Origin of the sequence: Streptomyces sp. CB02980 (assembly GCF_014451325.2) — a bacterium.
GTDB lineage: Bacteria > Actinomycetota > Actinomycetes > Streptomycetales > Streptomycetaceae > Streptomyces.
In genome coordinates, this window is the sequence record NZ_JACSCH020000001.1 from 22,194 (window position 1) to 47,384 (window position 25,191).

Consider the following 25,191-nt stretch of genomic DNA (forward strand, 5'->3'; position numbering starts at 1 on the left):
CAGCGGCCAAGGCCGCTGCCCAGCGCTGAGGTCATATGGGGTCGCTCCCGCGTCCGAGGTGATCCCTTCCCATCCTGGCGGGGTTCATCGCGGGAGCCGCCTCGTGGTCGGTGCCTTCTGCGTGTCGTCAGGCGACGCGGAGGATGCTCTTGCCATGGGTTGTGCCCTCGGCGAGGCGCTGCACGGCCGTGGCCAGGTCCCCGAGGGTGTACTCGGTGGTGATGTCCATGCGGACCTTGCCGTCGGCGACGAGGTCGAGTGCGCGGCAGGCGCTGTCGGCGAGCCGCTCGGGGTGGGTCTGGCTGAGCAGGTTGCTGTTGTAGGTCAGGAGTGACTTGCCGTGCATGAGGAGGTCGTTGGCGTTGGCGAGGACGGGTTCGTACGTGGCGAGGTTGCCGTATGCCACGAGTCGGCCGTGTGCTGCGAGCTGGTCGAGGCCGGCGGTGCGGGTCGAGCCGCCGACCGGGTCGAGGATGACGTCGGGCTTTTCTTCGCCGAGCTGGGCCGGGAACTCCTCGCGGAGCAGGAGCTGGTCGTACCCGAACTGTGCGGCGTAGTCGGCCCTGTCGGCAGTGCTAACCACACCGACGATCCGGCCTGCTCCGGCCAGTCGGGCGAACTGGGCGGCGAGCGTGCCGACTGAGCCGGCGGCGGCGTGGATCAGCACGCTTTCGCCGGGCCGCACATTCGCGGCGGTGTTGATCAGGTCGTAGGCGGTCGGTGCGCCCCACCCGAGACCTGCGGCTGTCCTCAGCGGCATGCTGCCGATGCCAAACGTGAGCGTGGCGGGCGCCAGGACCACTTCGGCGTAGGCGCCAGAGGTAGTCAGCGCGGTGACGGCCTCACCGACACGGCGTGCGTCGATACCCGCGCCGACCGCGACGATGTGCCCGGATGCCTCGAATCCCGGGACGAAGGGGCGAGGTACGGCGAGGTGGCCGTCCCTGACCATGGTGTCGCCCCACTGGATCCCGGCGTAGGCCACACGGATCGCCACCTGGCCGGGGCCGGGGGCGGGCTCATCGAGTTCGGCCACCCGGTAGTGGTCATCGGCGTCGAGAACGACAGCCTTCATGGTTACAGCCCCCTGTGTTGACTCAGTATCCTTACAGTCGAGGACGGTAGGCATATAAGGTTCCTGAGTCAACCCATGAACCTGTCAACGGAGTGGGAGTACGCGGTGAAAGCCCCGATCGAGAACGACCTCTGCACCCGGATCAGGCGGTCGGAGCAGGCGTTGATGGCGCACCACGAGGCAGTACTGCGTGCCTACGGGCTGACCATGACGCAGTACACCGTGCTGTTGATCCTCTCGCGCGAAGGCGGCATGTCCGGCGCCCAACTGGCCCGCTCCTGCGGGGTGACGCAGCAGAGCATGAGCAGCGTGCTGGCCAATATGGAGACCAAAGAACTGATCCGCCGCGAGACGTCCCCGGTGCACGCCAAGGTGCAGATCGCCACCCTCACCGATGAGGGCCAGACGCTGCTGGACCGCGCCTACCAGGAGGTGATCGTCCTTGAGCGCGCGCTCACCGACGCGTTCACGCCCTCCGAACACGCCGCACTCTGCGAGCTTCTGGAACGCGCCACCACCGTCCTGGTCCAGCAGACGCGCCACGCGCCAGCCCCGCCCGCCACCTGAGCCCGAGGCCGCCACACCGCGCGAGCCCCATCACCGCGTACCCGCTCTGGAAGGTCGGTCACCCCGCCTGCGATGCCTGCCTGTTCTGCCGTGCCCGTGGTACTGACCGCCGCCGAGCGCCACCATCTGAAGAAGATGGCCTACGGCCACAAGACCCCGCATCAGGCTCGGCAGCGGGCAACCATCGTGCTGCTGGCGGCCCGGGGGCGCCCCAATGCCCGGATAGCCTCGCAGACGCGGATCCACGTGGACACGGTACGCACCTGGCGGGGCCGGTTCATCGCCGGCGGCCTGCCCGCCCTGTCCGACCGCAGGCGCTCGGGCAGGCCGCCCTCGTTCACCCCGCTGCACGACGCCGAGGTCAAGGCGCTGGCCTGCCAGTTACCCGCCGAGAGCGGGACACCGCTCTCGCGCTGGTCGTGCCCGGAACTTGCCCTCGAGGTGGCCGCCCGGGCCATCGCCCCGGCCATATCGGCTTCCACAGTGCGCCGCTGGCTCAAGGCCGACGCGATCAAGCCCTGGCAGCACCGGTCCTGGATCTTCATCCGCGACCCCAACTTCCCGACAAAGGCCGCCCGCGTGCTGGACCTGTAGGCCGTGTCTTCGACGGCGAACCCCTGGGCAACGACGAGTACGTCATCTCGAGCGACGAGAAGACTTCCATCCAGGCCCGCTGCCGCTGCCATCCTGCCCTGGCGCCAGGGCAGGCCCGGGCGATGCGCGTCAACCACGAGTACGGCCGTGGCGGCGCGCTGGCCTACCTGGCCGCCTACGACGTCCACCGCGCGAAGGTCTTCGGCCGATGCGAGCTGAAGACTGGCATCGTCCCCTTCGTGAACCTGGTCACCCAGGTCATGACCACCAAGCCCTACGCCTGCGCGAAACGCGTCTTATGGATCGTCGACAACGGCTCCTCCCACCGGGGGAAGAAGGCCATCGATCGTCTGGCCACGGCGTTTCCGAATGCGGTCATGGTCCACACCCCCATACACGCCTCCTGGACAAACCAGATCGGAATCTTCTTCTCGATCGTCCAACGCAAGGTCGTTACGCCCAATGACTTCACGGACCTGGCGCAGGTCCGGGACCGGCTCCGAGCATTCGAAGACCGCTACAACGCCACGGCACAGCCATTCCAGTGGAAGTTCACCACCTCCGACCTGGACGATCTGCTGGCCCGGCTCGACCGGCACACACCCGCCGACCGACAAGAAGAATCCTCCGTCGCCCTGCAGTTTGATCAACCCCCGAAGGACTTCCGGAGTCGACCACTTACAGCGAAGTCGCTCGTCATTACCCTGCCGGGACGTCTCGGCGGCGGCCTGCTGAAGGCGTTCGCGCGCGGCAGGGAGGACGCCCTTGCCCCAGGCGCTCTGTTCCTTGAGCTGCTGGGAGCCGGCCTCGAAGTTGATCTTCACCGAGCGGCAAATTGCGCGGTCACAATCCGTTTCTGGCCGCCGCCGGCCCCTACGGCACGGCGCGTGATCATCAGCCGGTGCTCCGTGCCAACCTGGCGTACGCAGTGGTCTGGAGCCGGAGGTAGACCGCCCGTGACGGCGAACAACGACCCTACCGTCAGGCAACGGCGTCTGGAAGCGGAGCTGCGCCGGCTCCGCATGGCCAGCGGCATGACCGGCACGCAGGTGGCGGCGCACCTGCTGATCTCTCAGCCCAAGGTGAGTCACATGGAGACCGGCCGCCGTGCCGTCAGCCCCCGCGACGTGCGCGACCTGTGCAAGCTCTACGGCGTCACCGACCAGAATGTCGTCGACTCCCTGACGGAGGTCGCCAGGGAGTCGAGCCGACAGGGCTGGTGGCACGCCTACGGCGACATTCCCCACAGCGTCTACATCGACCTGGAAACGGCAGCCGCCTCCATCCATACCTACGAGTCCATGGTGATCCCGGCTCTGCTGCAGACTCCCGCCTACGCGGCCGCGGTCATTGAGGAAACGATCCCCCTGCTCACGGTCGAGCAGGCCGCCGCGCGACTGAAGGTGCGACTTCGCCGTCAGCACCGGCTCTACGACCCCGCCCGGCCCTTGAGTCTGTGGGTCGTCCTGGACGAGTCAGCCCTACGGCGCGTCGTCGGCAGCCGGGAGACCCTGCGTGAGCAAGTGGAACACCTGCACACGCTGAGCACCGAGCCGCACATCACCGTCCAGGTCCTCCCCCACATCGCGGGCGCCCACCCGGGCCTCTTGGGGCAGTTCTCCGTCCTGGAGTTCCGCGACAGCCGTCAGACAGTGGTGTATCTGGAGAGGTTCACCAGCGGCCTCTGCCTGGAACGGCCGGCCGACGTGCAGCAGTACAACGCGATGTACGCCCGCATGCAGAATCAGGCCCTCAGCCCGGACCACACCCGGCACTTCATCACCGAAGCCATCAAGCTCCGCCCGTCCGGGTGGCTGACCACCGCCGGACGGTAACGCGCTCGCCGTAAGGCAGTGCGGGGGCGGCCCCGGCCAAACTGCGTCCCGTCACGGGGACCGGGGCTTGTCCCGCACACCCATTCCGGCACGGGCCAGGAAAGATAGCGTGTCCGTCCAGGGTGTGCGAAGGGGCCCCGATTCCGTTGTCCGGAACGCGGCCCCTGTCCTCACGGCAAGGTAGGGAAGGTCAGGCGAGGTTGATGTTCTCCGCCTGGGGGCCCTTCTGGCCCTGGGTGACGTCGAACGTCACCATCTGGCCCTCCTGAAGCTCACGGAAGCCCGTCGAGTTGATCGCCGAGTAGTGGGCGAAGACGTCCGGGCCGCCGCCGTCCTGAGCGATGAAGCCGAAACCCTTCTCCGCGTTGAACCACTTCACAGTTCCCGTAGCCATATCTCATGCCTTCCAGTCGATGAACGCCGCCCACACGATGTGGGAGGCGGAGGTGATCGCCCTGGTTCCTGCGGCACAGCACAGCAAAACGCCCACGCCGAAGGCGTGGGCAGAGGGAACTTCCGAACCACGACAGCTAACGGGGACGGTACACGTCCGCACACCCCGTCACCAGAAGGGCTCCTCCAAGTGGGAACGGACCCGCCGAGGTACGGCGGGGCGCGCACCGCCTCAGGCCGCGGCCGGCGGGTCGGCCTCTTGGGCGGCGCGGCGGTATTCGGCGTTGATGCGCTGCGCCTCTTCGAGCTGGTCTTCGAGGACGATGATGCGGCAGGCGGCCTCGATCGGTGTGCCCTGGTCGACCAGTTCGCGGGCGCGGGCGGCGATGCGCAGCTGGTAGCCGGAGTAGCGGCGGTGGCCGCCCTCGGAGCGCAGCGGGGTGATCAGACGGGCCTCGCCGATGGCGCGGAGGAATCCCTGTGTGGTGCCGAGCATTTCGGCGGCCCGGCCCATCGTGTAGGCGGGGTAGTCGTCGTCGTCGAGACGGGCGTACGAGTCGTCTGCTGTCATTTGCACCTCTCTCTGGAACGCGTGGAGGGGCCCTGGTGCCGTACGGCACCAGGGCCCCGAAGGAACTTCTACACCACGTGCCGACCCTGATACCGCGCCGGCCTTCTGTGTCCGCCTACCCAACCCAGTCGCTGTCGGGAGTGCGAGGATCGCGGTTGCTTGACCGGAGACCACCTCACTATCGATGTCCTGCGGTACCCGGACTCGAGACTTCCGTCCGGGCGATCCTGATGGTGCTTCGTTCCTCCGTTCTTCCCTCGGTGATCAACTTCCTACCATCGGGGTACTGCGTACTGCTGACACTGCGTACTGCGTACTGCGGGTGATGCGTACTGCTGAGCGACCTGTGACAGCGTCACTCTTCGGCAGCCAGCCCCGTGGCCCGTCCTGCATCTGCTCTGGCTTAGAACCCCACTGCCGAACTTCCCGGTGCGCGCGCCCGCAGCCGACGCCTTCACCGAGGTACCACTCACTCACTTCACTGCTGGGTACTGCGAACTGCACTTACTGCGGGTACTTCCACTGCGTTAACTGCGGTACTGCTCTCGGCGGCCCCTGATGACTGCGGGCCACCCGGTCCGGTCGTCAGCCCCGTCGCCGTCCTGCAACAACCCTGGCTCCGGAACTCCACCACCACACCGTCCTGCGTACTGCAACCACCTGTACTGCGGGTACTGCTGCCCGGCAGTTCGTCTCTGCCGAGCCCTTCGGTCTCCCTGCGTTACGAGAGAAACCATAACTACATCACTGACGGATGTCTACTTCGGCCATCATAGATTTTCATGTAGCCGGCGAGCAGGTAATCGGTCCCGTCCGTGACAAGACAGGCGGGCGGCCGTCCAGACCGCTCGGCAGCCGGCCGCCGGGCCTGAACTGCGCAGGGTGCTCTGGGCCGCATCGGCCTGCCGCGTCGCCCCGCCTCCCGGACGGGTCCTGCTGCCGGGGTCCGCCCCGGGAGGAGGGGGTACGCACCCGTGAACAACGACCCCTTTGGCCAGGGCCCCGACCTGTTCGAGCCCGACCCCGAGCGCCCCGTGCTGGACGCTACGTTCGAAGACTTCTTCCACCGCAACAAGACCTTGTTCTTCAAGATCGCGCTCAACCGGCTCGGGGGCCCCGCGACGCCGACGAAGCGCTCAGCGACGCCGCCCTGGTGATGTACCAGAAGTGGGAACGCATCCAGGTCCACGTGAATCCCGAGGCCATGGCCATGCGGATTCTCAAGCACAAGATCATCGATGGCGCCAGATCTCGAAGCGTCGCTCCATGGCGTCGGGGCCGGCGTCCCAGTCACGCAGCCACCCGGGGATGAGGTCGGGCAGCTCCGCGGTGAGCAGCTGCGCGACGTCGCGTCCGTTGGGGCCGAGGGCCTGCCAGGCTTCGGTCTCCTCGATGACGCGGATCTGGTGTGCCAGGAGGCGGTAGGGGTGGTCGCGCTGGGCCCAGTTCCCGGTCTCGCCGAGGGGTTCGACGACGAAGAGGCGCGCTGGCCACTGCCAGAGGTCGTTCAGGACCTCGCCGAGGCGGTGGTAGGTGCGGAAGTACGCGAAGTGGGTCTCGTCGTACTACCTGGTCTTGCAGGGGGTGGGGTGGTCGATCACCTGGCCGACGTGGTCGGCGAGGCTGACCGGAGTGCCGGCTTCGGTACCGCGGGGGACGGTTCCGTCGGGCTGGGTGGCCATGTAGTAGACGCGGGGCTTGCTCGCGGGGGACCTTCGTGGAGATGCGGCGGAGTCGGAGTTGGAGCCGGGTTGTCGGATCCTCCGACCTCCCTGGCCCTGAGGTCCGGGGTGGGTGGAGGTGCGCGGAGTCGTCAGAACGGGCGCGCCTGCGGGAGACGCGGAGGCGTCTCCCGGTCGTTCGGGTGTTGACCCGGCGGGCCGAATCGGACGCGGTGGGCGGCGGAAGTGCGCGGAGCGGGTCAGCGAATGACGACCGGGCGGTGGAGGTCGCGGTGAAGAAGAGTGACGTGGTGGCCGCGGCGGCGCAGACGCCTCGCGAGCAGATGGGCCGTGACGCCGGCCCTTTTCCGAACTAAGAACTCGTCCTTGGCTGTACTTCGCGCAGGGCCCAGGCTGCTTCGCGGTTTCGCCCGTCTACGCCGGTGCCGGGCTGCAACGACTTCATTTGTGGTCGCGCATGACGGTAGGGATCTCGTCGCGGGTCGGGTAGTTCGGCAGGGGGGCCGGCTTGCCCTGAAGGAACGCAGTGATGACGGCGGCGGCCCGGTCGTTGTTGTCGTCTAGGCCGTTCCACATGTGATGGCCGACTCCGGGCATGTACTGCGTGCGCTGGATAGCGGGGTCATTGGCGAGGATGGCGGTCGCCCATTGACGGACCTGGGAGGAGCATTCGGCGATCATCAGCATCGCGGGGGTCCGGGACTGCCTCAGTAGCGGTGCGATGGAGGGCGAGTCCTTGACTGTCTGCTGGACGCGGAGGCTGGCGGCGGGGCTGAAGGAGAAGTTCTGTGCGGTGTCCTCGCTGGGGATGCGGTGCGCGTCGCGCGCGCAGTAGGCGGATGCGGTGTCGCTGCCGAGGTCTGCGGCGGTGAAGGCGTTGTCGCCTTCGGCCTGTCCGATCAGTCCGGTGTCGGGGGTGAGGAGTCCGAGTCGCATGAGGCCGAATGCCACGGCGTACCGGGGGACGTGCGTCGATCGCGGTCCGGTCGGGTTGGGGGCGAGGTCTTGTGCGGATGCTCGGCCCTTGTGCCCGGTGATGTGTGCGGTGGGGCCGTCCATGGGCCCGGGCTCGGCGATGATCGCCCGGTGCAGGCGTGTGGCGACGCCTGGGTCGGCCAGGGCTCGGGTGAGCACGACTCCGCCCCCGGAGAATCCGAGGATGTCGACCTTGCCCTTGTCCAGACGGTCGACGAAGGCGGCGAGGTCACGGACCGCCCTGGAGATCGTGTACTGGTCCATGGGGAGCAGGTCGCTTCGTCCGCCGCCGGCCTGTTCGTAGGCGTAGACGTCGTAGCCCTGGCGTGCCAGGAGTTGCAGAAAGGTGTGGTCTTGCACCGAGATGCCGCGGATGGGGCCTCCGTGGAGGTACACGAACGGGACGGGATGCCGGGGGCCGGGGTTCGCAGGCGGGTAGTGATAGACCGCGACCCGGCTGCCCGTGGCCAGGTTCCAGTGCTGAGTGGACACGAACGGCAGCGCGGGCGGATACCGCCGGGCCGTCGGTGCGGTCGGGATGCAGACCGCCGCCGTCAACGCCGCCGCGACGACCACCGGCAGGAACGGCACGAGCCGCGCCGGCCAGGTGCTGTGCCGACCCCGCCACAGCGCGAGGACGGTCCCGGTCCCGAGGGTCGTCAACCACGCGGCGAGACCCGAACCCGCCCCGTCCGTGAGTGCGATCAGTGCGAGGAAGACGACGACCAGCGCCGCAACGGCGGCCAGGGCCAACAGTAGGCGTCCGGTAAAGCGGACGAGACGTATGGCGGACGTGGGCACGGCGGACCTCCGACAGTTTTGGAACACTGTTTCAAAACGACGTTATCAGAGGGGGTAGGCTGCTCACCATGGGTAGGCCCAGAACAAACGACGAGGCCGTCAAAGAGCGGCTTGTGGAGTGCGCGACCGAGATGCTCGCCACCCGTCCGCGGGAGTCCGTCACGGTCCGCGCCGTGGCCACTGCCGCCGAGGCGTCGACGACGGCGGTGTACTCCTTGTTCGGCGGTAAGGACGGGTTGATCCGTGCGGTGCGCGACAGAGCCGTCGCCGGCCTGCTCCAGGACCTGTCGGCGGTACAGACCTCCGCGGACTCTCTCGCCGACCTCTACGCACTGGCCGTGGCCTACCGTCGTTGGGGGCGCGGACACAGTCACCTGTACACAGTGCTGTTCGGTGGTGTGCAGTCCTTCGACCCGTCGGGAGAGGCCGGTGCCAGTGACCCGATCCGCCCGCTCCTCGCGGCGATCGATCGCGCCTTGACGGCGTCCGTCCTCGCCGGCGAAGCAACGTCGATCGCCCTGTCGATCTGGGCTGCCCTGCACGGGCTCGTGACTCTCGAACTCGCCGGGGCCCTCGAAGCCACCACGGCCGAGGCCGCTTTCCGCTCGACGATTCACGCCACGCTGCGCGGATGGACGACCCCGGAGGTGTTCCGCAGTCTTCGCCAAGCCGAACTCGCCCGGTGACCGGATCAGGGCCGGAATCCAGGCTCTCCCGACCCTGGCTGAAGCCGTGGTGGGTCGGTGAAGACTGGCTGCGTCAGTGACAACCGACTCCAGTGGTAGGCCAGTTCTGACTCCACTGGGGGTGTCCAGCCGGACGGCGAGACATCGGCCGGCCACACCCAGGGTCAGATGCCCGCTGTACCTGCCGGCTCTCCGGCGACCACGGGCCGCACACGAGTCAGCAGGAGTTCCAGGAACCGCTCTGGCCGCCGGAACGCCGCGAAATGGCTGCAGTCCTCGATCAGCGCGAAGTCCTTGACCGGCGCCTGGACGTCGTCAAAGAAGCGGCGGGCGAGCTCCGGCGGCGCGAGGACGTCCTTGTCTCCCTGGAAGATGAAGAGGGGAAGCTCGAACTTCGTGCCCTCGGCCCAGTCGTCGAACCCGGTGGTGGCCTCAGTGATCTGCTCCGAGATGGTCATGCCCTTGACGAAGCGCCCCAGCTCGCGCAGCGAGTGCAGCGGCGAGAACCACAGGGACCCCATGACAACCTTCTTCATCGTGTCCAGCGTCAGCGGGTCGCTGGTGGCCACCAGCTTGGCGTGCATGGCGCGCTGGCGGGCGGTCCACTGCCGTTCGTCGGGGTCGAGCGCCTCGACTGCCGCCAGTTCCTTGCGCTTTCCGGTCGTACGCAGCCGGGTGAGCAGGGCCTGGTGCACGAAGTCGTCACGGCCGGCGTCGTGGATGTTCTGGTCGGTGCCGATGTATGCGGAGTAGCGTTCGGGGAACTCTCGGGCGAGCCGCAGGCCGAAGGCGCTTCCGTAGGACTGGCCGAGCAGGACGATCTTTTCGGCGCCCAGGCGCACGCGTATGTGGTCGGTGACCTCGATCGCGTCCGCGTAGATCCGGTCGAAGGTCATTTTCCCCTGGCCTTCCGGACCGCTGCGGCCGAGGGTCTTGAGGGCGCCGCGCATGTCCCAGCGGACGATCGTGAAGTGCCTCTCCCAGGATCTCGTGCGCGGTACGAAGATCGCGGTCGAGGCCCCAGGGCCGCCGTGCAGTTCCAGAACCACCGGGTTGGCCAGATCCTCGCCACGGACCGAAATCCACTGGTCGATGCCGCCGATGCTGACGAAGCCCTGCTCGTCGATGCCGTTCGGAGTGTCGATCTTCATCAGTGAGGCGTTGCGGGAACGCTTGATGGCGCGGTGGCCAAGGGCACCGACCGCGGGTGCGGCAAGGAGGACAGCTGCGGACGTGGCGGCGATGGTGGCGATCACGATGACTCCCTGGAGAGAAACTGTATATGTCGTAAGCGGTTGGCTATACGATATAAACAGTCAGGGTGAGGTGTCAACGGGGTGCAGCAGGAGAGGTGGAGGTGGCCATGAAGAAGGTCGGGAAGCAGGCCGGCGTGAAGGAGAGCTTCGCGCTGCTGTGGGGTGAGCAGGAGCCGCCAAGCCGGGGCCCGAAGCCCTCGCTCACCGCGGGCCAAATCGCAGAGGCGGCCATCGAGATCGCCGACGCGGAGGGCCTGAAGGCGGTCTCGCTTGCGCGGGTGGCCAAGGAATTCGGCGTCACTGCGATGGCGCTCTACCGGTACGTTCCCGGTAAGACGGAGCTCCTCGACCTGATGGTCGACCTTGCGATCGGCCCCCCGACCCCGGTCGCCGGCCTCCCCGGCGGCTGGCGCCCGCAGCTGACCGAGTGGGCCCGGCAGTGCCTGGCGACGTACCACCGCCACCCGTGGATCCTGGCAGCGACGGGCATGCGCCGCCAGATCATGGGCCCTCATCAACTCGGCTGGCTGGACGCAGCCTTGGCCGCGCTGGTCGCGACGGGGTTGTCGGCCGCCCAGCAACACGACACGTTCCTGCTGCTCGTCGGCCATGTTCGCAATGTCGCCCATCAGTACGTCGATGATGACGAGGCGGCGAACGAGGAGTGGGCCCACCTGACGGCCAAGGTCCTGGAGCGACAGAAGGAGCGCTTTCCCGCCCTGACGGCGGTGGTCGCGGCAGGCGGCTTCGCCCCGCAAGGCGGGAATCCGTTGGACTTCGGCCTGGAACGCATCCTTGATGGGGTAGCGGCCCTGATCCCCAGTGACCCGGTTCGGGACTGCCAGTAGTCAAGAACTCCCCGACCAAGCGATCATGCACCCTCCCGCTCCGCGCTCCCCGACACGGCCAGGTGGAGTCGGAACTCACCCTCCGACTGGAGTCACTTGGTGTCTATAGAGCCAGTGAAGACCGGCATGCCAAGGTCAACCAGGCGCGGCCGTCCATCGGTCGGAGCTCGTTTGAGGCTGTTGAGCTTGGCCATCGCGGCGTCAAAGCTGACTTGAAGTCCTTCGACCTCGCCGAGCCGGCCGTTGGCGCGGGCCTCGCGGATGCGCTCGCGGAGGTTCTAGATGATCTCCAGGAGGCGGGGCCGCTGGCGAGGATCCATCTGGAGGACCGGGCAACGGATGCAAGCATGCTCGTGCTTGCAAGGGGTTCCGTAGGGTCGCCCGCAGGTGCCCAGGGAGACTTTGCGGAGCTCGAAGTGCTGCTGGAAGTCGTGCCACTCCGCAGGGGTCGGTTCGCGGTATTCCTCTTGGGGCCGCTCGGCTCGGCGCCGGTCGAGGAAGCCCCGGTAGGTCCGCACCAGGTCATCCTGGAACACCGCGAGGTACGCCTGAGTGGTGGTCAGCGTCTTGTGACCGAGGATTCGGGCAGCGATATGGACTGGCAGGCCGCCGGTGACGGCTTCGGTCGCGAACATCCTTCGGAAGTCGTGCGGGGTGTAGCGCAGTGGCTCGCCAGCGTGGTCGCGGAGTCCGGTGGCCTCCCGGGTATCGCGCAGGGACCGCAGCGCCGGAGCCGGAACGCTGCGGGCGAAGGGCTCGCCGTCGAGGCCTTGGTGACGGTAGCGGGCGGCAGCGATCGTGTGCTGGTCGGACGCGATCGCGTAGAGGTGGGTGTCGTCGGCCTCCAGGCGGATGCCGTGCAGCGGCTCGACGAACTCACTTCCGATGTGGCTGACCGTCCGGGACAGCATGCGGCCGAGCTGATGGGCGTTGATGGCGACGGGCATGTACGCGTCTCCTCGAGAAGGTGAACGGGGGATGAGGCCGAGCGGAGCTGTTCCGGCTCCCGGCCCGCCCCCACGGCGGTCAAAGGCGCGGGGAGGGACTGGCAGACGTCAGCTCGGTACAGGCAGGTCGTAGCGGTCCGCCTCGCGGTGCTTCGGCGAGGGCGTCAGGTCTGAGGTGAGGGGAGTCGTCGGTGTAGGGCACGTCGGTTCTCGGAATCCGATGCCGTGAACTCTCCTCAGCCCCGCTTGCCCAAAAGCTTGCCCACGACCCGGTCGGGGCACAACGCGGGCAAAAGCGCAGGTCATCGCTTATCGACTGCTGGGGACGTGCGGACGTGCGGCACGGCGGGCATCCGTATGGAGCCGGGGTGCTTCCCTGGCGGGCAAACTCCTTCGGCTCCGGTGGGCGCATGTGCCTCGTCCCTTTCAGGCTGGGCGGTCTCGAGCTGGTCGACGAGTTTGCGGCAGGTGCAGGCGCCGGCATCGATGTCGTGGAGGCGGGCCGTACACCCCGTCACGAGCCAGCTGGTGCCGTCAGGTTCCTGAACCCAGTGGCAGGCCGGCGGGGGCCTGGGCCTGGTCGTCTCCTCTGGTGTCTGCAGTGGCGTCGGCGGCCCAGCAGGGGTGTCGGCGGGCGCGGCCGGAAGCCGGGCGGCCTGTCCGGCCCTCGCGCTCCTTTCGGGGGGCGAGGGCCAGGCGGAGCGTCCGGGTCGGGTCAGCGGTTGGGGAACTGGATGACGGTCGGGGTCGGGGTGTCGTCGCCTGGCGGGGTGGGTGTGGGCAGGGTGGCGTGGATGTCGAGCTCGGGGCGGAACTCGGGGCTGAACGCCGGTGTGGCCGGAGCGTGGTTGTGAATGAGGGGGCGGAAGGTCAGGCCGCGCAGGGCGAGGGTGCTGGCGAGTGCCCATACGGCGGCGGCCAGTGCGGCGGCCAGGAGTCGGCCGCCGACCGGGGAGGCAGTCCAGATGACCCAGATGCTGCTGCTGCCCCACAGGGTCCAGAGGATGCGGGCGCCGGTGATGCGTAGGAACCCGCCGAACAAGCCGGTCAGGCCGGTGGCTTGCCACAGGGCGTAGGCGGTGGCGCCGGACAGGGCGGGCAGATGCGCGGCCTGTCCGTCGAGGAAGGACCGGATCGGGGTGGTGAGGGTGGGCCAGACGCCGCTGGTGTCCTGCTCCAGGTCCATTCGGGGCCGGGGCACCGTGCCGGTGATGGCCTCGGTGACGGCGCCGAGAACGCCGGCGGCAGCGGCGAGCAGCATCAGGGCCACGGCGGCGGCACCCAGCAGGGCGAGGGCCTTGATCCAGTGGGCAAGGCCGTGCCAGTCAGCCTTGGGGGCTCGGCGGATGTCCTCCCACACTCCGTGGAGGACGCCACCCTGGTCCCAGGCGTGGTTCCACCAGTCACGGGCCGCATACAGTCGCGCGCGTGCCGCGGCGTTCCTCGAGTGCTGCGTCGGCTTGGGGAGTTCGGGGGTGTGGTTCGGTCCGGTCTGCATGGCAGTGGTGCTCCTCTGGGAGGGGGCGGTGGTGCTGGGCCGGGCGGCCTGTCCCGCTCTCGTCCTGCCGGCCACGGCGGTGGCGGGGGGGGTGCCCCTATGTGTTTGGTCAAGGGAAACGGGGGTGCGGTGGGTCGGCGAGCCGGGCAGCATGGCGGGGTGGCCGACCTGCTGTGGGATGACGTGAAGCGTTTCTTCGACCCTGACTTGATGGGGTCGTTGCCGGACGTGCTTGTCCCGGATGCCTCGGTGGAGGACTGGCAGGCGGTCCTCGATCTGGTCGCGGAGAAGGGCTGGAAGTGCCAGGACTCCGAGGGAGAGACGGTGCTTCCGGTGCCCCGGGCGGAAGCCGTTCTGTCCCGTCCGGCGGATGCCGAGTGCCCTGACCTGCGGGTCTGGCCGGCTGCCGATGTGTTGGCGATCTTTCGTTTCCATGCCGACGATGAGGTCGACTTCGACGTCGACCTGCGGGAGTTGCAGGGCCAGGGTCGACTTGATGTGTTCTGCGGCTTCCTTCGGGAGATCGGGCGGCGGCTGGGCAAGCCCGTGCTGATGGACCCGGAAGGCGACTCCGGCCATCCGGTGCTCGGCTTCGACGTTGAGGCTGATCGAGTCGGTCTCCTCGCAGACCCGCAGGTCAGGTGACTGCGGCCGGCGGCTGCGGTTCGTAGAAGGTTCCGTCGCGGAGCATCGCGAAGAGGACGTCTGCTCGTCGTCTGGCGAGGCAGGGCAGGGCCTGGGTGTGGTGTTTGCCCTGGGCGATCTTCTTGTCGTAGTAGGCCCGGGATGCCGGATCGCTCAAGGCGGCGAACGCGGAGAGGAAGAAGGCGCGTTTGAGCTGCTTGTTTCCTCTTCGCGAGGGCTGTTCGCCGCGGATCGAGGAGCCCGAGCTGCGGGTTGCCGGGGCGAGTCCTGCGTAGGCGGCGAGGTGGCCGGCGGTCGGGAAGGTGCTGCCGTCGCCGACCTTGACCAGGATCCTGGCTCCGGTCCTGACACCGGCCCCGGGCATCGACGTCAGGACTTTCGAAAGAGGGTGGGCCTCCAGCAGTTACTCGATCCGCCCGGCCAGCAGCTTGCGCTGGTCAAGGACGGCCGTCAGGGAAGCGGCCAGGCTCGGGACGATCAGCGCGGCCGCCTCGGTCCCCGGAACGGTCACGGTCTGCTCGTCCAGAGCAGCGAATATCTCCTCGACCAGCCGCTCGGTCATCCTCGGCGCCTTCGGCCGCAGCAAGGTGATCAGCCGCCGACGGCCGGCCTTGCGGATCTGGGCCGGGGACCCGAACCGTTCCAGCAGCGTGAGGACGGCCGGGTGCTGCAACCGCGGTCCCAGGACCCGTTCCAGAGACGGATGGATCTGGGTCAGCAGGCCGTGCAGCCGGTTCGCGACCCGGGTGGCCTCGCCGGCCAGGTCGTCGTCGAACCCGACGATCATCTCCAGCTCGGCGATCGTCTCGTCCTCCTCGCCGTCGATCGCCCGCAGCGTGTGAGGCATCGCGCGGGCAGCGTCCGCGATGATGAACGCGTCCTTCGCATCGGTCTTCGCTTCACCCGGGTAGAGGTCGGCGATCCGCCGCATCGTCAGGCCCGGAAGGTAGGCGACCGGGCAGCCCATGTCCCTGGCCACGGCCAGCGGGAGGGCGCCGATGGTTCGATTCCCGTCATCTGCTCCGTGGCAAAGCCCCAGGTCAGCGACCTAGGGCTTGTTTGTTGCCCGATCCGGTCCGGAGCCTCGCACGACATAGTCCCTCACGTGGCCCGCAGTTGGCGCTCAGCCGACGTGGGGGATCCGCGTCGGATCCGGATCGACGTCACACTCGGCGCCGCGTGCGAGTGCTTCGCGACACATCAGGTTGATTCCGCTCGCATCTCGGACGTCTCCGCAGTCGTGAAGATCCGGTCCAGGTGGTGACGGAGCACCGCGATCGCCGACTCCGGACTTCGCTGGCCCACGAGGATGCTGGTGCCCATGGTCGCCGCCATCGCGAGCAGGCTGATCGCCTCCGTGTGCGCGTCGGCGTCCGGGTCGGCCAGGCCGGCCTCCTGCGCGTGCTCGAGGAGTCCGGTCAGGGCGTTCTCCGCAGCGTCGGGGTTGTCGATGAAGGGCTGAGCGGCCAGCGCCCCGTCGGTCACGGACAGGATCGCGTAGGAGCTGTACAGCAGGTGGAACGTGCGACTCTCCTCGTCGGTCGGCAGCGAGGCCGACAGCAGCGCCTCCACCGTGGTGCGCGGGCCAGGGTCCGGGCCGGCGGCGGCCAGGCGGGCGCCCACCCTCGCGGTGAAGCGGTCGGTCAGGTGCCGGAGGCCGTAGAAGAGCAGCTTCTCCTTGGTCTCGAAGTAGTACTGCACGAGCCGGAGCGACACACCGGCTTCCGCGGCCACGTCCCGCATGCCGACGGCATGCAGTCCGCGCCGCCCCGCCACCTTGATGAGCGCCTCTGCAATCTGGGCGCGCCTTTCCTCATGATCCACACGCTTCGGCATGTTCCCGTGTCTCCGCCTGTCGCTAGGGGGTTCGCGCTCTGCTGCCCGAACCCCTTCATGATACCGATGTACCATATTGGTGGTACAGTCGTACCATGAAGAATGACTCTTCACAGGAGGTGCCACCGTGCCCGAGAACACCGCCCGCGTACGCCGCGATGTGGGCCGCTACGTCAACGACGCCCTGCGCGACCGCTTCTTCGCCGCCGAGGACGTGCTGCACGCGATGGGGGCACCCGTCCGCTCCGAGACGGACGTCGAGACGAGCTTCGGCACCACTCACGTCTACCGGTACGGGCCCGCGGACCCCGCGGCCGAGTCCCGGACCCCGATCGTCCTGATCCACGGCGCCGGCTACAGCTCGGCCATGTGGTACCCCAACACCCCCGGGCTCAGCCTTGACCGCCCCGTCTATGCTCTCGACACCCCGGGCGACGCGAACCGCAGTATCCACCGCGAGCCCATGTGGCAGCCCGAGCGCGCCGCGCAGTGGATGGACGAGGCCCTCGACGCGCTTGGCCTCGACCGGGTCCACCTCGTCGGCTCCTCCTACGGCGGCTGGCTCGTCCTCAATCAGGCCCACCGGCGGCCCGGACGGCTCGCCTCGGTCACCGCCCTCGACCCGGGCGGCCTGGAGAAGGTCGGCCTGCGCTTCTTCGCCTGGGTCTTCGTGAGCCTGTTCGCCACCTTCGCCCCGAAGGCCCTGCGCCCCCGGCTCGCCAAGTGGCTGGACCAGCCGGTCATCGCCATCCCCGAGATGCGCAAGTGGATCCAGCTCGGCGCCCGCGCGTACCGGATCCGCCGCCCCGCACCCCTGCCGCTGGCCGAGGACGCGCTGCGATCCATCGGGACCCCGCTCTACGTCATCATGGGCAAGCACAGCCTGCTCGTACGCCCCAAGCGGCAGTTGGAACGCGTACCGCGCCTCGTTCCCGGAGCCCGCGCCGAGATCATCACCGCGACGGGGCACGGCCCGCAGATCGACCATCCCGACGTGGTCAACGCCCGGATGCTGTCCTTCATGGAGGACGCCGACTCCCTCGGCCCTGCTGAGGTCGACGCATAGGACTACGGCAGGGAGAAACGGTGCCGCCGGCGCCCGCTCCGTGCCACAACGTGCCAGTAGAAGCAGCGAACAGCGGTCAACAGGGGTGCTCCGGACCTTCTCCAACGGACCGTCCCGCGAGAGCTGTTTTCCCAGGTCATCAGCTGCCTACGCCCGCAAGTACGGAGTGATTCCCAGGGTCGTGGCGCCCTGCCAGGCAGGCTCGGCCGATCGGACGCGGACCCGCACAGACAGCCTCCGCGCTTGCAGGGCAACAGCTGGGCATGCACGAGATTGACCGGCCCCGGGGAGATCCCACTCCGATCGCTCAGAGAGCTCGGTGGCCGGATACCCAGTGCCGACAAACGAACGTATGCCGACACTCGCACCACTGATCACGAACCCGCAGGTGGGAACTGTCGACAACTCGCGTCGGAAATCAACGTCGGTAAACGTGCGGGGGTCACAAGAAGTCGGAGAACCTCCGCCGTTACTTCAAGCCCTCACCGGCGGCCATCGCCGAGCTGACCAGCCTTCTGACCCCCGGTAACAGCCGGCGGTGAGCCAGAACCTTGATCAACCTGTGTACTGACGGCAGGCGGTTGGACCGGACTCGCGTGGATCGCACACCGTCCGCCGGTGCTCGCTGTGCGGGGAGTCCGCCCACTCACTGGGATGTTGCCACCAGGCCCGCCTCGTAGGCCAGGATCACCAGCTGTACCCGGTCGCGGGCATCGAGCTTGGCGAGCAGGCGGGTCAGGTAGGTCTTGGCGGTGGCGATGCTGATGCAGAGCTCGCCTGCGATCTCCGTATTGGACAGGCCCCTGCCGACGAGGGTCAGCACCTCGCGTTCCCGGGCGGTGATGGCGCCGAGCTCCGCCCGCCGCGGCGGTGACGCTGCGGGTCGGGCGGTGAACTCTTTGATCAGCCGGCGTGTGACAGCTGGTGCGATCAGAGCGTCCCCGGCGGCAACGATCCGGATTGCGGAGAGGATGTCTTCCAGGGCCATGTCCTTGACGAGGAATCCGGACGCGCCGGCGTGCAGCGCCCCGTAGACGTAGTCGTCGTCGTCGAAGGTCGTCAGGACGACGACGCGTGCGGAGCCGGTGCCCTTCGTGATCAGCCGGGTGGCCTCGATGCCGTCCATGCCGGGCATCCGGAGGTCCATCACGACGACGTCGGGGGCGAGTTCCTCCGTCAGTCGTACCGCTTCCGCGCCGTCTCCGGCCTCGCCCACCACCTCGATGTCCGCGGTGTCGGTAATGACCATCTGCAGGGCGGCGCGGACCAGGGGCTGGTCGTCGGTGAGTACGACACGGATGGTCATATGGCTCTCGCCTTCTCTTCTGCCTCAGTCATTGTCGGTATCGGCAATCTGACCGCAACCAGGAAGCCGCCCCCGGGACGGGGCCCGGCCGTGAAATCGCCGCGCAGCAGGGCAGCACGCTCGCGCATGCCGATCAGGCCGTATCCGGTGTCGGTGCTGGTGCCGCCGCCTTTCCCTCGGTCCGAGACCTCGACGGCGAGTTCGTCCGCACGGTATTCGAGGCGCACGAGGCAGGAATCGGCCCCCGAGTGCCGTACGGCGTTGGTCACCGACTCCTGGACGATTCGGAACGCCGCGAGGTCGATGTCAGCGGGCAGCGGCCGGTGCTTGCCCTGCCGGCGCACCTCCACGCGGACACCGGCGGCCGTGGCCGTCGCGGCGAGTCGTTCCACGTCCGCCAGGCCGATGGCCGGCTGCAGGGATGCTGGTGCGAGCCCATGGTCTTGGCCGGTGCCTTCCTGATCCTGGTCGGCCTGGCGCAGGGCGCCGAGCATCCGCCGGAGCCCGGACAGGGTCTCGCGCCCCGCCTTCTCCACGGTGAGCATCGCCTCCCGGGCCCTGGCCGGCTGGGTCTCGACGACCCGGGCTGCGGCGCCGGCCTGCAGGGCGATGATGCCGATGCTGTGGGCGACGGTGTCATGCATTTCGCGGGCGATGCGCAGCCGTTCGGCGGTGACGGCCTGCGCGGCGGCCCGTGCGTACAGCTCTTCGGTGTGGGCGCGGGCCTGATGCACCGAGTTGCCGATGAGCCAGGCGATGACCACGGTCAGGGCCAGGGAGGGCTCGGGGGCGATTCCGGAGTCGTCCCCCATGAGCCGCCGCATCATGAAGTAGCAGGTGAGCACGCCGAGTGCCCCCGCGGCCGCCGTGAGCGAACTCCGTCGGGATCGGATGGCCGCGATGTAGCAGAGGGCCACATCCACTGCCAGGAACTGCAGCGGCGGGATCTCGTCCTGGCGCCAGGCCACCGTCGAGGCGACCGTGCCGGCGATCACCAGTGCGTACGCCGGTGTAGTGCTGCGGCGCAGCGCCGCACTACCGGCCAGGACCAGCACGAAGGCGAGCGCAAGCAGGGCCCGGGCGCCAAGCGAATCGAGCCCGTCCCGAGGAAAGTTGAGCGAGTGCGTCGGCCCCGGCGGCATCACGATGTACTCGACGATGGGCTGCACTGCTGCCGCGAACCACGCCAGCGCCGTCCACAGGCCCGGCGGTATGCGCTTGAGTAGCGGCGAAGACACGGAGGCGGACATCTGGTGATCGTAACCGTGTGCCGTCCATGGGCCATCGGCCCATGGATGTACAACCGGGGTTGACACGCGCGCCCGGCGCTTGTCAGCTCCAGCCCGACGACGGGCGGTGTCGCCCCCGGCACCGTTATCCCCGTGATCGAAGTCAACGAGCTCACGAAGCGATACGGCAGCACGACGGCCGTCAAAGATCTGACCTTCACCGTGCGACCCGGTCAGGTGACCGGGTTCCTCGGACCGAATGGTGCAGGCAAGAGCACCACGCTGCGGATGATCCTCGGCTTGCATAAGCCCACCAGCGGCAGCGTCACCGTCGGCGGCCGTTCCTTTCGCGATCTCCCCCGCGGCCTGCGCCATGTCGGATCCCTTCTCGACGCGCACGATGTGCACGGCGGGCGCAGCGCGATTGCACAGTTGTCCGCCCTGGCCCGCAGTAACCGCATCCCGCAGCGCCGGGTGGAGGAGGTGCTCCGGGAGGTCGGTCTCGCCGAGGTCGCCCGGCGCCGCATCAGCGGATTCTCGCTCGGCATGAAACAGCGGCTCGGCATCGCCTCCGCCCTGCTCGGCGACCCACCGGTACTGCTCTTCGACGAACCGCTCAACGGCCTCGACCCGGAAGGCGTGAGGTGGGTGCGTGACCTGTTCAGGCGACTTGCCGCCGAAGGCCGCACCGTGTTCGTCTCCAGCCATCTCATGTCCGAGATGGAGCACACCGCCGACCAGCTGATCGTCATCGGCCGCGGCGAGCTGCTCGCGGCGGAAAGCCTCGCGGAGTTCTCCGCTCGTGGCACCCGGCTGAGCGTCACGGTGAGCACGCCCGCATCGGCCGTCCTGAGAGACCTGCTGACGGCCGAGGGAGCGGCTGTACACACGGCGGGCGACCTGCTTGCTGTGACCGGTGTGACCGCGGTCCGGATCGGTGAGATCGCCATGGAGCACCGCATTCCGCTGCATCACCTCAGCGCCCGGTCCGCCTCCCTGGAAGAAGCGTTCATGGAGCTCACCGCCGACAGTGTCCAATACCTCGCAGGAGACCCCCGGTGACCACGACATACGCTGCCGTTGACGAACTCGGCGCCGACGAACCCCGCGCCCGATTTCACGACCTGGTGGCCGCCGAGTGGATCAAGCTTCGGTCGCTGCGCTCAACCTGGATCGCGTACGGGGCCACCGCACTGGCCGTCATCGCGTTCAACGCGGGCACCGCCTACGACACCTACAACTACTGGCCGGAGCGGAGCGCGGCGGACCGGGCAGACTTCGTCCGGGCCGGAATTCCGCTGCAGGAGGCGTTCACGGCGAACGCCGTCATGGTCATGATGCTCGCCCTCGGTGCCATCGGCGCCGTCGCGATCCTCGGCGAGTACAGCACGGGCACCATCCGTACGACGTTCGCGGCCGTTCCGGCCCGCCGTTCGGTGATGGCTGCCAAGACGGTGGTCGTCACGGCCGTCAGTACCGTCTTCGGCGCGATCGTCGCGGGGGCCTCATTCGGGCTGACGCAGGCGATCCTCGACGGCCGGGACGCAGGCCTATCGATCGGCTACCCGGGCGCCCTGCGCGTCGTAGCGGCGTCCGCTCTTCTTGCGCCCGTGTGCGCGCTCGCCGGCATGGCGATCGGCTCCCTCATCAGGCACACCTCGGCCACCATGGTCGCCTCGGTGGTAGCCATCCTCGTACTGCCCATCGCCTTCACCGACGGCCGCCACTGGTCGGCGGTCGCCGGGCACGCCACGCTCTACCAGGCGTGGTCACGGCTCGTGGAGGTCGGCTCACCCCGGACCGACTTTCCGTGGACGACCGGCGGAGCCTGGACCGTCTATGCGGTGTGGGCGCTCACCACAGCCGTGCTCGCCGTCACCAGCGCGCAACGGCGCGACCAGTGAGAGAACCGGTCAGCCAACTGCCTGGGTGGCACTTCGGCCTTCCGTTACTGGCTCCGCGTCGCTGACGAGCATCGCCGCGGCGGCCGCGACCAGGATGACGGGTTGACGAAACTATTCCTCATCGACGGCATCCGGGTCGCGCAGGGACCGCAGGCCGCCTGGCAGCTCCGGGAGCTGGAAGGAGTACCGGCCGAGCATGTTGATGTGGTGTCGCACGAACGGCGAGAGGCGGGCCACGTCCTCGTCGCGGACGTCGAAGCCGTCGGCCCGGAGCTGGGTGATGGCGGCATCCATATAGCGGGTGTTGAACAGCACCAGGGCGTTGAGGACGAGGCCGAGGGCGCCGATCTGGTCCTCCATGCACCGCACCTGGGAGAAACACTTCCCGCGATGCTGGGGTGAGGGCGGTGAGCCCCCGTCGCAGGGTGTCAGGAGGACTGCGCGTTCGGCGTCTGGACGTAGCTCACCTGCAGAGCGCCGTTGCCGTTGGCGACGGGGGCCGTGAACTGGAAACCCGTGGCGGCCGTCATCCCCGAGATCTGGATGTCGCGGAGCATGGGGAGGACGCCCACGGTGAACGCGGCATCATCGCCCTCTACAGCGTTGAGGTCCTGCGTCCCGAACATGTAGGAACCCATCTCCATCAAAACCCAACTGCTTTGATACGGGGGGATGTACTGATTCTGGAGGTAGGCCACGTCCGAACTTCCGTCGAGGCAGTCCAGCCAGAGCATGTTCTGCGTCAGATTGGTGAAGGTGAAAAGGCTAACGGCGGAGGCGACATCGGGGTCGACGACGGTGAAACCCCAGCCGGCCGCGCACCGGAAGAAGTCCGCCTGCTGCACGCCGTTGTCCCAGATGTCCGTCTGCATCGCCTGTTCGGACGGGTACATCTCATGGTTCGTGGACTCCGCGATCCAGGCCTGGTAGGTGCCCGAATCCCACTTCGCCCAGGAGGGGACGTCGTCAGGGCGGTTATTCTTGAACGACAGGAAGATCGAGTACTTCGCGGGCATGAGCATCTGCATGACGGAGACTTCGTAACCGGGAGTGGCGGCCGCGACCAGGTCTGGAGTCGTGCTCGGATCCCAGAAGAGCGAGTCGGGGCCGCCCTGCTTGATCGCCAACGGGTACAGGGTCTGCAGCATCCCCCAGTCCTTCAGGATCTCGGTCTCCATCGACCCCATGGCGCCCAGCACTGCCTGGTAGTTGTTCCTGAGCTCGCCCCAGAGGTCTGATGCCGCCACCTGGAAGGGGTCGGGCGAGATGCTGTGGGGGCCGGAATCCGCCAGGGCCGCGTTCACCGCTGTCATCATCAGGTTTCCCACGATGCCGCCGACGCTGATCGCGGCCTCGCCCACGCCCGGCAAAGCGCACAGAGCGGTATAGAGGAGGCCCTCGACGATGGCCAGGATGATTCCCCCGACGTTCGGGTCCTGGTCTCCCTCCATGATGCCGGCGTCGTCGATCAGCTTGGCGACGGTGGCGCCGTCCGTCCCGAACAAGGTGTTCTGGAAATTCGTGTAGTTGGTGAACACGTTTCTCGCGGTGATGGCGCACTCGATCTCCGTCTCCAGTTGTAGCCGGACCGCGTCCCACGCATCCTGCGGAATGCCGTCCGGCGCGTCCGTCCAGGAGACGATGTCGGTGTTGTAGACATCGAGGGGGGCCTGGAGGTTGTAGTACTGGGCACGGAGCGACACAAGCCCGAGCCGGTCGAGGATGACGCTGTACGCCTCGGCCTGATCACCCGTGAATTCCGGGAACGGCTCCGGGTCCCTCCCCACGATCTGCTGCAGGGGCAAGGGAGAGGGCGGAACGGTGTACCACGTGTAGCTCGAACTCGGAGCACCGGACGCCGCCACGATCGGGGTGCCGTCGTACGGGGCAGCGGCGCCTCCCGACGGGCACAGGAACTCTCCCGTCAACGCGCTGCAGATCTGGTTCGGCGTGCTCAGGTCCCACACCTGGCTGAGCGGCAGAGGGTACTGCTGCAATTGAACGGTCACGCCGCCGTTTACGCCCAGGGTGAGAGCGAGGTTGTCTCCCAGGCCGCTCAAAATGCGGCCGTCCGGCGTGATCTGCCACAACTCGTTCGCGGCGTGGGTGGATGTCTGCGTGAGCGGCCAGAAGATCACCGGTGCCCAGGGGGAGTGGCTGTATCCCTCGACGTTGAGCACACAGTTCTGTCCGGCGTCGTCCTGGAGCGCGCTCTGGAAGTAGACCCACGTGGGGACCGTCGCGTCACCCGACTGCAACGGCGCCGCCAGAAGCGTCCAGTAGTGCGCGCGAACCGGATCCGACACCGACTCCCCGTCGAGCTCGGCCAGGACGGGGTTCGCCTCGCCGGAGACCGTGAGAACGTGACCGCTCAGCGTCCGGCTGGCGAGCCGACCGTCCCCGGCCACGCTCCAGAACTGGTGCGGACGGGCAGGATCTCCGACCGGCGCGGCCACGAGTACGCCGTCGTCGTCGTCCCAGGCCATCGCGCACCCGCTCAGCCGGCTGACGATGCGGCCCTCAGCGGTCATGCTCCACTGCTGGCTCCGCGTCTCGGCGCTTCCCTGGGAGTTGAGCGCCTTGGGGCGGGGAACCACGCGGGCCCCGGGCTGCGCGCCATCGCCCTCGACACGGAGCACGTACGGCTGGTTCTGGTCGTGCTGGGGGAGCGCGGGCGGCAACGCCTGGCTCGCAAGGAAGAAGAAGTGATTCGAAAGCGGAGTCACGGTGGTCATCCCGCTCGCCTTCCGCAGAGAATGCCGACGTCTCCAGTGAATCTCCCCGCCCAGGTCACCGCCACTGGGGGGTGGGCGTCGATCAGGTCGGACGGGAACTCCCTCACACACGAATACGGTGCTGTGGCGCGCCACGCTGCCTCAGCCGTAGCAGGCGACGTCCTCGGGGATTCAGGTGAGGACGCCCTCGGCCGCGGCGTGGACGAGGTCGTCCCGGACCCAGCCGGTCTTCCCCTTCGCCGCGCCGCACGTCACGACCGCCTTGGTCCAGCCGCCGCGCCAGTCCTTCTCCGCGCACCGGCGCCCCGGCAGTCGACACCGGGCGCTGCGGAACCGGGTGGCCGGCCGGGACCGGATCATGGCGGAGGTCCCCGTGACGCTGCGTCAAATAGCCGCGACGGGCGATCAAGCCGCAGGGTGACCGGGGCGGCCGTCCATGGCACCGTCAGGCCGCCCCCGTACACCGGCAGAGCGAACGTTCCCCTCACCCAGCCCATGCCACTGCCCAACGACCTCGCCGCCATCCTCACCACCTGACCAGAGCGCAAAACGGTCAACGGTCAACGACAGACCACGTCCACAACCTGGTCACAGTGCCTATCAAGCTGGAGAATGCGACCGAGAGACACGACGCTTCCCTGCGCCAGGTACACGTGGAGGACGGCGGCCGGATCCGGTACCGCAAGACGTGCGAGATCGACGGCCAGGTCCTCACCGAGGACGAGATCGGCAAGGGCTACGA

The 25,191-nt window shown here is 68.1% G+C and carries 23 protein-coding genes and 3 pseudogenes; 12 read left to right on the forward strand and 14 right to left on the reverse strand.

The genetic code is table 11. The features are described 5' to 3' along the window. Positions 1–127 precede the first annotated feature (127 nt). Positions 128–1,075 carry a zinc-binding alcohol dehydrogenase family protein gene (locus E0F75_RS00115; protein WP_187620384.1) on the reverse strand — a complete coding sequence of 316 codons (948 nt, stop codon included), beginning with the start codon at positions 1,073–1,075 and terminating at the stop codon, positions 128–130. Positions 1,076–1,150: 75 nt separating this feature from the next. On the opposite strand from E0F75_RS00115, the gene E0F75_RS00120 reads away from it, so the two are divergent. The 4 genes and pseudogenes from E0F75_RS00120 (at position 1,151) to E0F75_RS00135 (ending at position 4,071) form a co-directional block, all read left to right on the forward strand. Next, positions 1,151–1,642, forward strand: a complete 492-nt coding sequence (locus E0F75_RS00120; protein ID WP_187620385.1) for a MarR family winged helix-turn-helix transcriptional regulator — start codon at positions 1,151–1,153, stop codon at positions 1,640–1,642. Between the two features lie 90 nt (positions 1,643–1,732). Beyond that, positions 1,733–2,236: a helix-turn-helix domain-containing protein gene (locus E0F75_RS00125; RefSeq protein WP_229312386.1), complete on the forward strand. Its 504-nt coding sequence runs from the start codon at positions 1,733–1,735 to the stop codon at positions 2,234–2,236. A 122-nt stretch (positions 2,237–2,358) separates the two neighbouring features. Beyond that, positions 2,359–2,658: pseudogene (locus E0F75_RS00130) on the forward strand (IS630 family transposase); the annotation flags it as partial. 534 nt (positions 2,659–3,192) lie between these two features. Then, positions 3,193–4,071: a helix-turn-helix transcriptional regulator gene (locus tag E0F75_RS00135; RefSeq protein WP_187620966.1), complete on the forward strand. Its 879-nt coding sequence runs from the start codon at positions 3,193–3,195 to the stop codon at positions 4,069–4,071. 190 nt (positions 4,072–4,261) lie between these two features. Here E0F75_RS00135 and E0F75_RS00140 read toward each other — a convergent pair whose 3' ends face one another. After that, on the reverse strand, positions 4,262–4,465 hold the full coding sequence (locus E0F75_RS00140) for a cold-shock protein (RefSeq protein WP_030556983.1): 204 nt from the start codon (positions 4,463–4,465) through the stop codon (positions 4,262–4,264). A gap of 231 nt (positions 4,466–4,696) precedes the next feature. Continuing rightward, positions 4,697–5,035, reverse strand: a complete 339-nt coding sequence (locus tag E0F75_RS00145; RefSeq protein WP_187620386.1) for a MerR family transcriptional regulator — start codon at positions 5,033–5,035, stop codon at positions 4,697–4,699. 974 nt (positions 5,036–6,009) lie between these two features. Between E0F75_RS00145 and E0F75_RS00150 the strand changes: the two genes are divergently transcribed. Further along, positions 6,010–6,192 (forward strand): hypothetical protein, encoded by a 183-nt coding sequence (locus E0F75_RS00150; RefSeq protein WP_187620387.1) that lies wholly within the window; start codon positions 6,010–6,012, stop codon positions 6,190–6,192. Between the two features lie 966 nt (positions 6,193–7,158). Here E0F75_RS00150 and E0F75_RS00155 read toward each other — a convergent pair. Continuing rightward, on the reverse strand, positions 7,159–8,493 hold the full coding sequence (locus tag E0F75_RS00155; RefSeq protein ID WP_187620388.1) for an alpha/beta hydrolase: 1,335 nt from the start codon (positions 8,491–8,493) through the stop codon (positions 7,159–7,161). A gap of 68 nt (positions 8,494–8,561) precedes the next feature. On the opposite strand from E0F75_RS00155, the gene E0F75_RS00160 reads away from it, so the two are divergent. Further along, positions 8,562–9,179: a TetR/AcrR family transcriptional regulator gene (locus E0F75_RS00160; RefSeq protein WP_187620389.1), complete on the forward strand. Its 618-nt coding sequence runs from the start codon at positions 8,562–8,564 to the stop codon at positions 9,177–9,179. A 164-nt stretch (positions 9,180–9,343) separates the two neighbouring features. Here the strand turns inward: E0F75_RS00160 and E0F75_RS00165 are convergent, their stop codons facing one another. Then, the gene (locus E0F75_RS00165) at positions 9,344–10,435 is read right to left on the reverse strand and encodes an alpha/beta fold hydrolase (RefSeq protein ID WP_229312387.1); all 1,092 of its coding nucleotides are present in this window, start codon (positions 10,433–10,435) and stop codon (positions 9,344–9,346) included. A 107-nt stretch (positions 10,436–10,542) separates the two neighbouring features. Between E0F75_RS00165 and E0F75_RS00170 the strand changes: the two genes are divergently transcribed. Beyond that, entirely contained in the window at positions 10,543–11,283 is a 741-nt protein-coding gene (locus E0F75_RS00170) for a TetR/AcrR family transcriptional regulator (RefSeq protein WP_187620968.1), read from the forward strand. A gap of 278 nt (positions 11,284–11,561) precedes the next feature. Here the strand turns inward: E0F75_RS00170 and E0F75_RS00175 are convergent, their stop codons facing one another. After that, positions 11,562–12,230, reverse strand: coding sequence for a site-specific integrase (locus tag E0F75_RS00175; protein WP_229312388.1), 669 nt, complete (start codon positions 12,228–12,230; stop codon positions 11,562–11,564). Between the two features lie 715 nt (positions 12,231–12,945). Continuing rightward, positions 12,946–13,728 (reverse strand): hypothetical protein, encoded by a 783-nt coding sequence (locus E0F75_RS00180; RefSeq protein WP_187620390.1) that lies wholly within the window; start codon positions 13,726–13,728, stop codon positions 12,946–12,948. Between the two features lie 159 nt (positions 13,729–13,887). Between E0F75_RS00180 and E0F75_RS00185 the strand changes: the two genes are divergently transcribed. Continuing rightward, positions 13,888–14,373 (forward strand): hypothetical protein, encoded by a 486-nt coding sequence (locus tag E0F75_RS00185; protein WP_187620391.1) that lies wholly within the window; start codon positions 13,888–13,890, stop codon positions 14,371–14,373. Here E0F75_RS00185 and E0F75_RS00190 read toward each other — a convergent pair. Together E0F75_RS00190 and E0F75_RS00195 are read right to left on the reverse strand one after the other, a co-directional pair. After that, positions 14,366–15,388: pseudogene (locus E0F75_RS00190) on the reverse strand (IS110 family transposase); the annotation flags it as partial. The gene E0F75_RS00185 and the pseudogene E0F75_RS00190 sit on opposite strands and share 8 nt — an antisense overlap. Before the next feature lie 185 nt (positions 15,389–15,573). After that, on the reverse strand, positions 15,574–16,209 hold the full coding sequence (locus E0F75_RS00195) for a TetR/AcrR family transcriptional regulator (protein WP_187620392.1): 636 nt from the start codon (positions 16,207–16,209) through the stop codon (positions 15,574–15,576). Positions 16,210–16,336: 127 nt separating this feature from the next. Here E0F75_RS00195 and E0F75_RS00200 point away from each other — a divergent pair, with 127 nt between their 5' ends. Next, complete coding sequence (locus E0F75_RS00200; protein WP_187620393.1) at positions 16,337–17,275, forward strand: alpha/beta fold hydrolase; 939 nt, start codon at positions 16,337–16,339, stop codon at positions 17,273–17,275. Between the two features lie 646 nt (positions 17,276–17,921). Here the strand turns inward: E0F75_RS00200 and E0F75_RS00210 are convergent. Both E0F75_RS00210 and E0F75_RS00215 read right to left on the reverse strand, forming a co-directional pair. After that, complete coding sequence (locus tag E0F75_RS00210; RefSeq protein WP_187620394.1) at positions 17,922–18,581, reverse strand: response regulator transcription factor; 660 nt, start codon at positions 18,579–18,581, stop codon at positions 17,922–17,924. Continuing rightward, on the reverse strand, positions 18,578–19,831 hold the full coding sequence (locus E0F75_RS00215; protein ID WP_187620395.1) for a sensor histidine kinase: 1,254 nt from the start codon (positions 19,829–19,831) through the stop codon (positions 18,578–18,580). The genes E0F75_RS00210 and E0F75_RS00215 overlap by 4 nt, the downstream gene beginning before the upstream one ends. A 132-nt stretch (positions 19,832–19,963) precedes the next feature. Between E0F75_RS00215 and E0F75_RS00220 the strand changes: the two genes are divergently transcribed. Together E0F75_RS00220 and E0F75_RS00225 are read left to right on the forward strand one after the other, a co-directional pair. After that, positions 19,964–20,872 (forward strand): ABC transporter ATP-binding protein, encoded by a 909-nt coding sequence (locus tag E0F75_RS00220; protein WP_187620396.1) that lies wholly within the window; start codon positions 19,964–19,966, stop codon positions 20,870–20,872. Continuing rightward, a complete protein-coding gene (locus tag E0F75_RS00225) occupies positions 20,869–21,714 on the forward strand; it encodes an ABC transporter permease (RefSeq protein ID WP_187620397.1) in 846 nt (281 codons plus the stop codon). Before E0F75_RS00220 ends, E0F75_RS00225 begins: the two co-directional genes overlap by 4 nt. Before the next feature lie 111 nt (positions 21,715–21,825). On the opposite strand, the pseudogene E0F75_RS00230 reads toward E0F75_RS00225, so the two are convergent. The 3 genes and pseudogenes from E0F75_RS00230 to E0F75_RS00240 form a co-directional block, all read right to left on the reverse strand. Then, positions 21,826–22,071, reverse strand: a pseudogene (locus tag E0F75_RS00230) (Tn3 family transposase); the annotation flags it as partial. Between the two features lie 71 nt (positions 22,072–22,142). After that, the gene (locus E0F75_RS00235; protein WP_187620398.1) at positions 22,143–24,449 is read right to left on the reverse strand and encodes a hypothetical protein; all 2,307 of its coding nucleotides are present in this window, start codon (positions 24,447–24,449) and stop codon (positions 22,143–22,145) included. A gap of 171 nt (positions 24,450–24,620) precedes the next feature. Then, a complete protein-coding gene (locus E0F75_RS00240; protein WP_187620399.1) occupies positions 24,621–24,809 on the reverse strand; it encodes a hypothetical protein in 189 nt (62 codons plus the stop codon). A 233-nt stretch (positions 24,810–25,042) separates the two neighbouring features. Here E0F75_RS00240 and E0F75_RS00245 point away from each other — a divergent pair. Then, positions 25,043–25,191: Ku protein (locus E0F75_RS00245; RefSeq protein WP_374115360.1), on the forward strand; the 149-nt coding region annotated here is incomplete at its 3' end.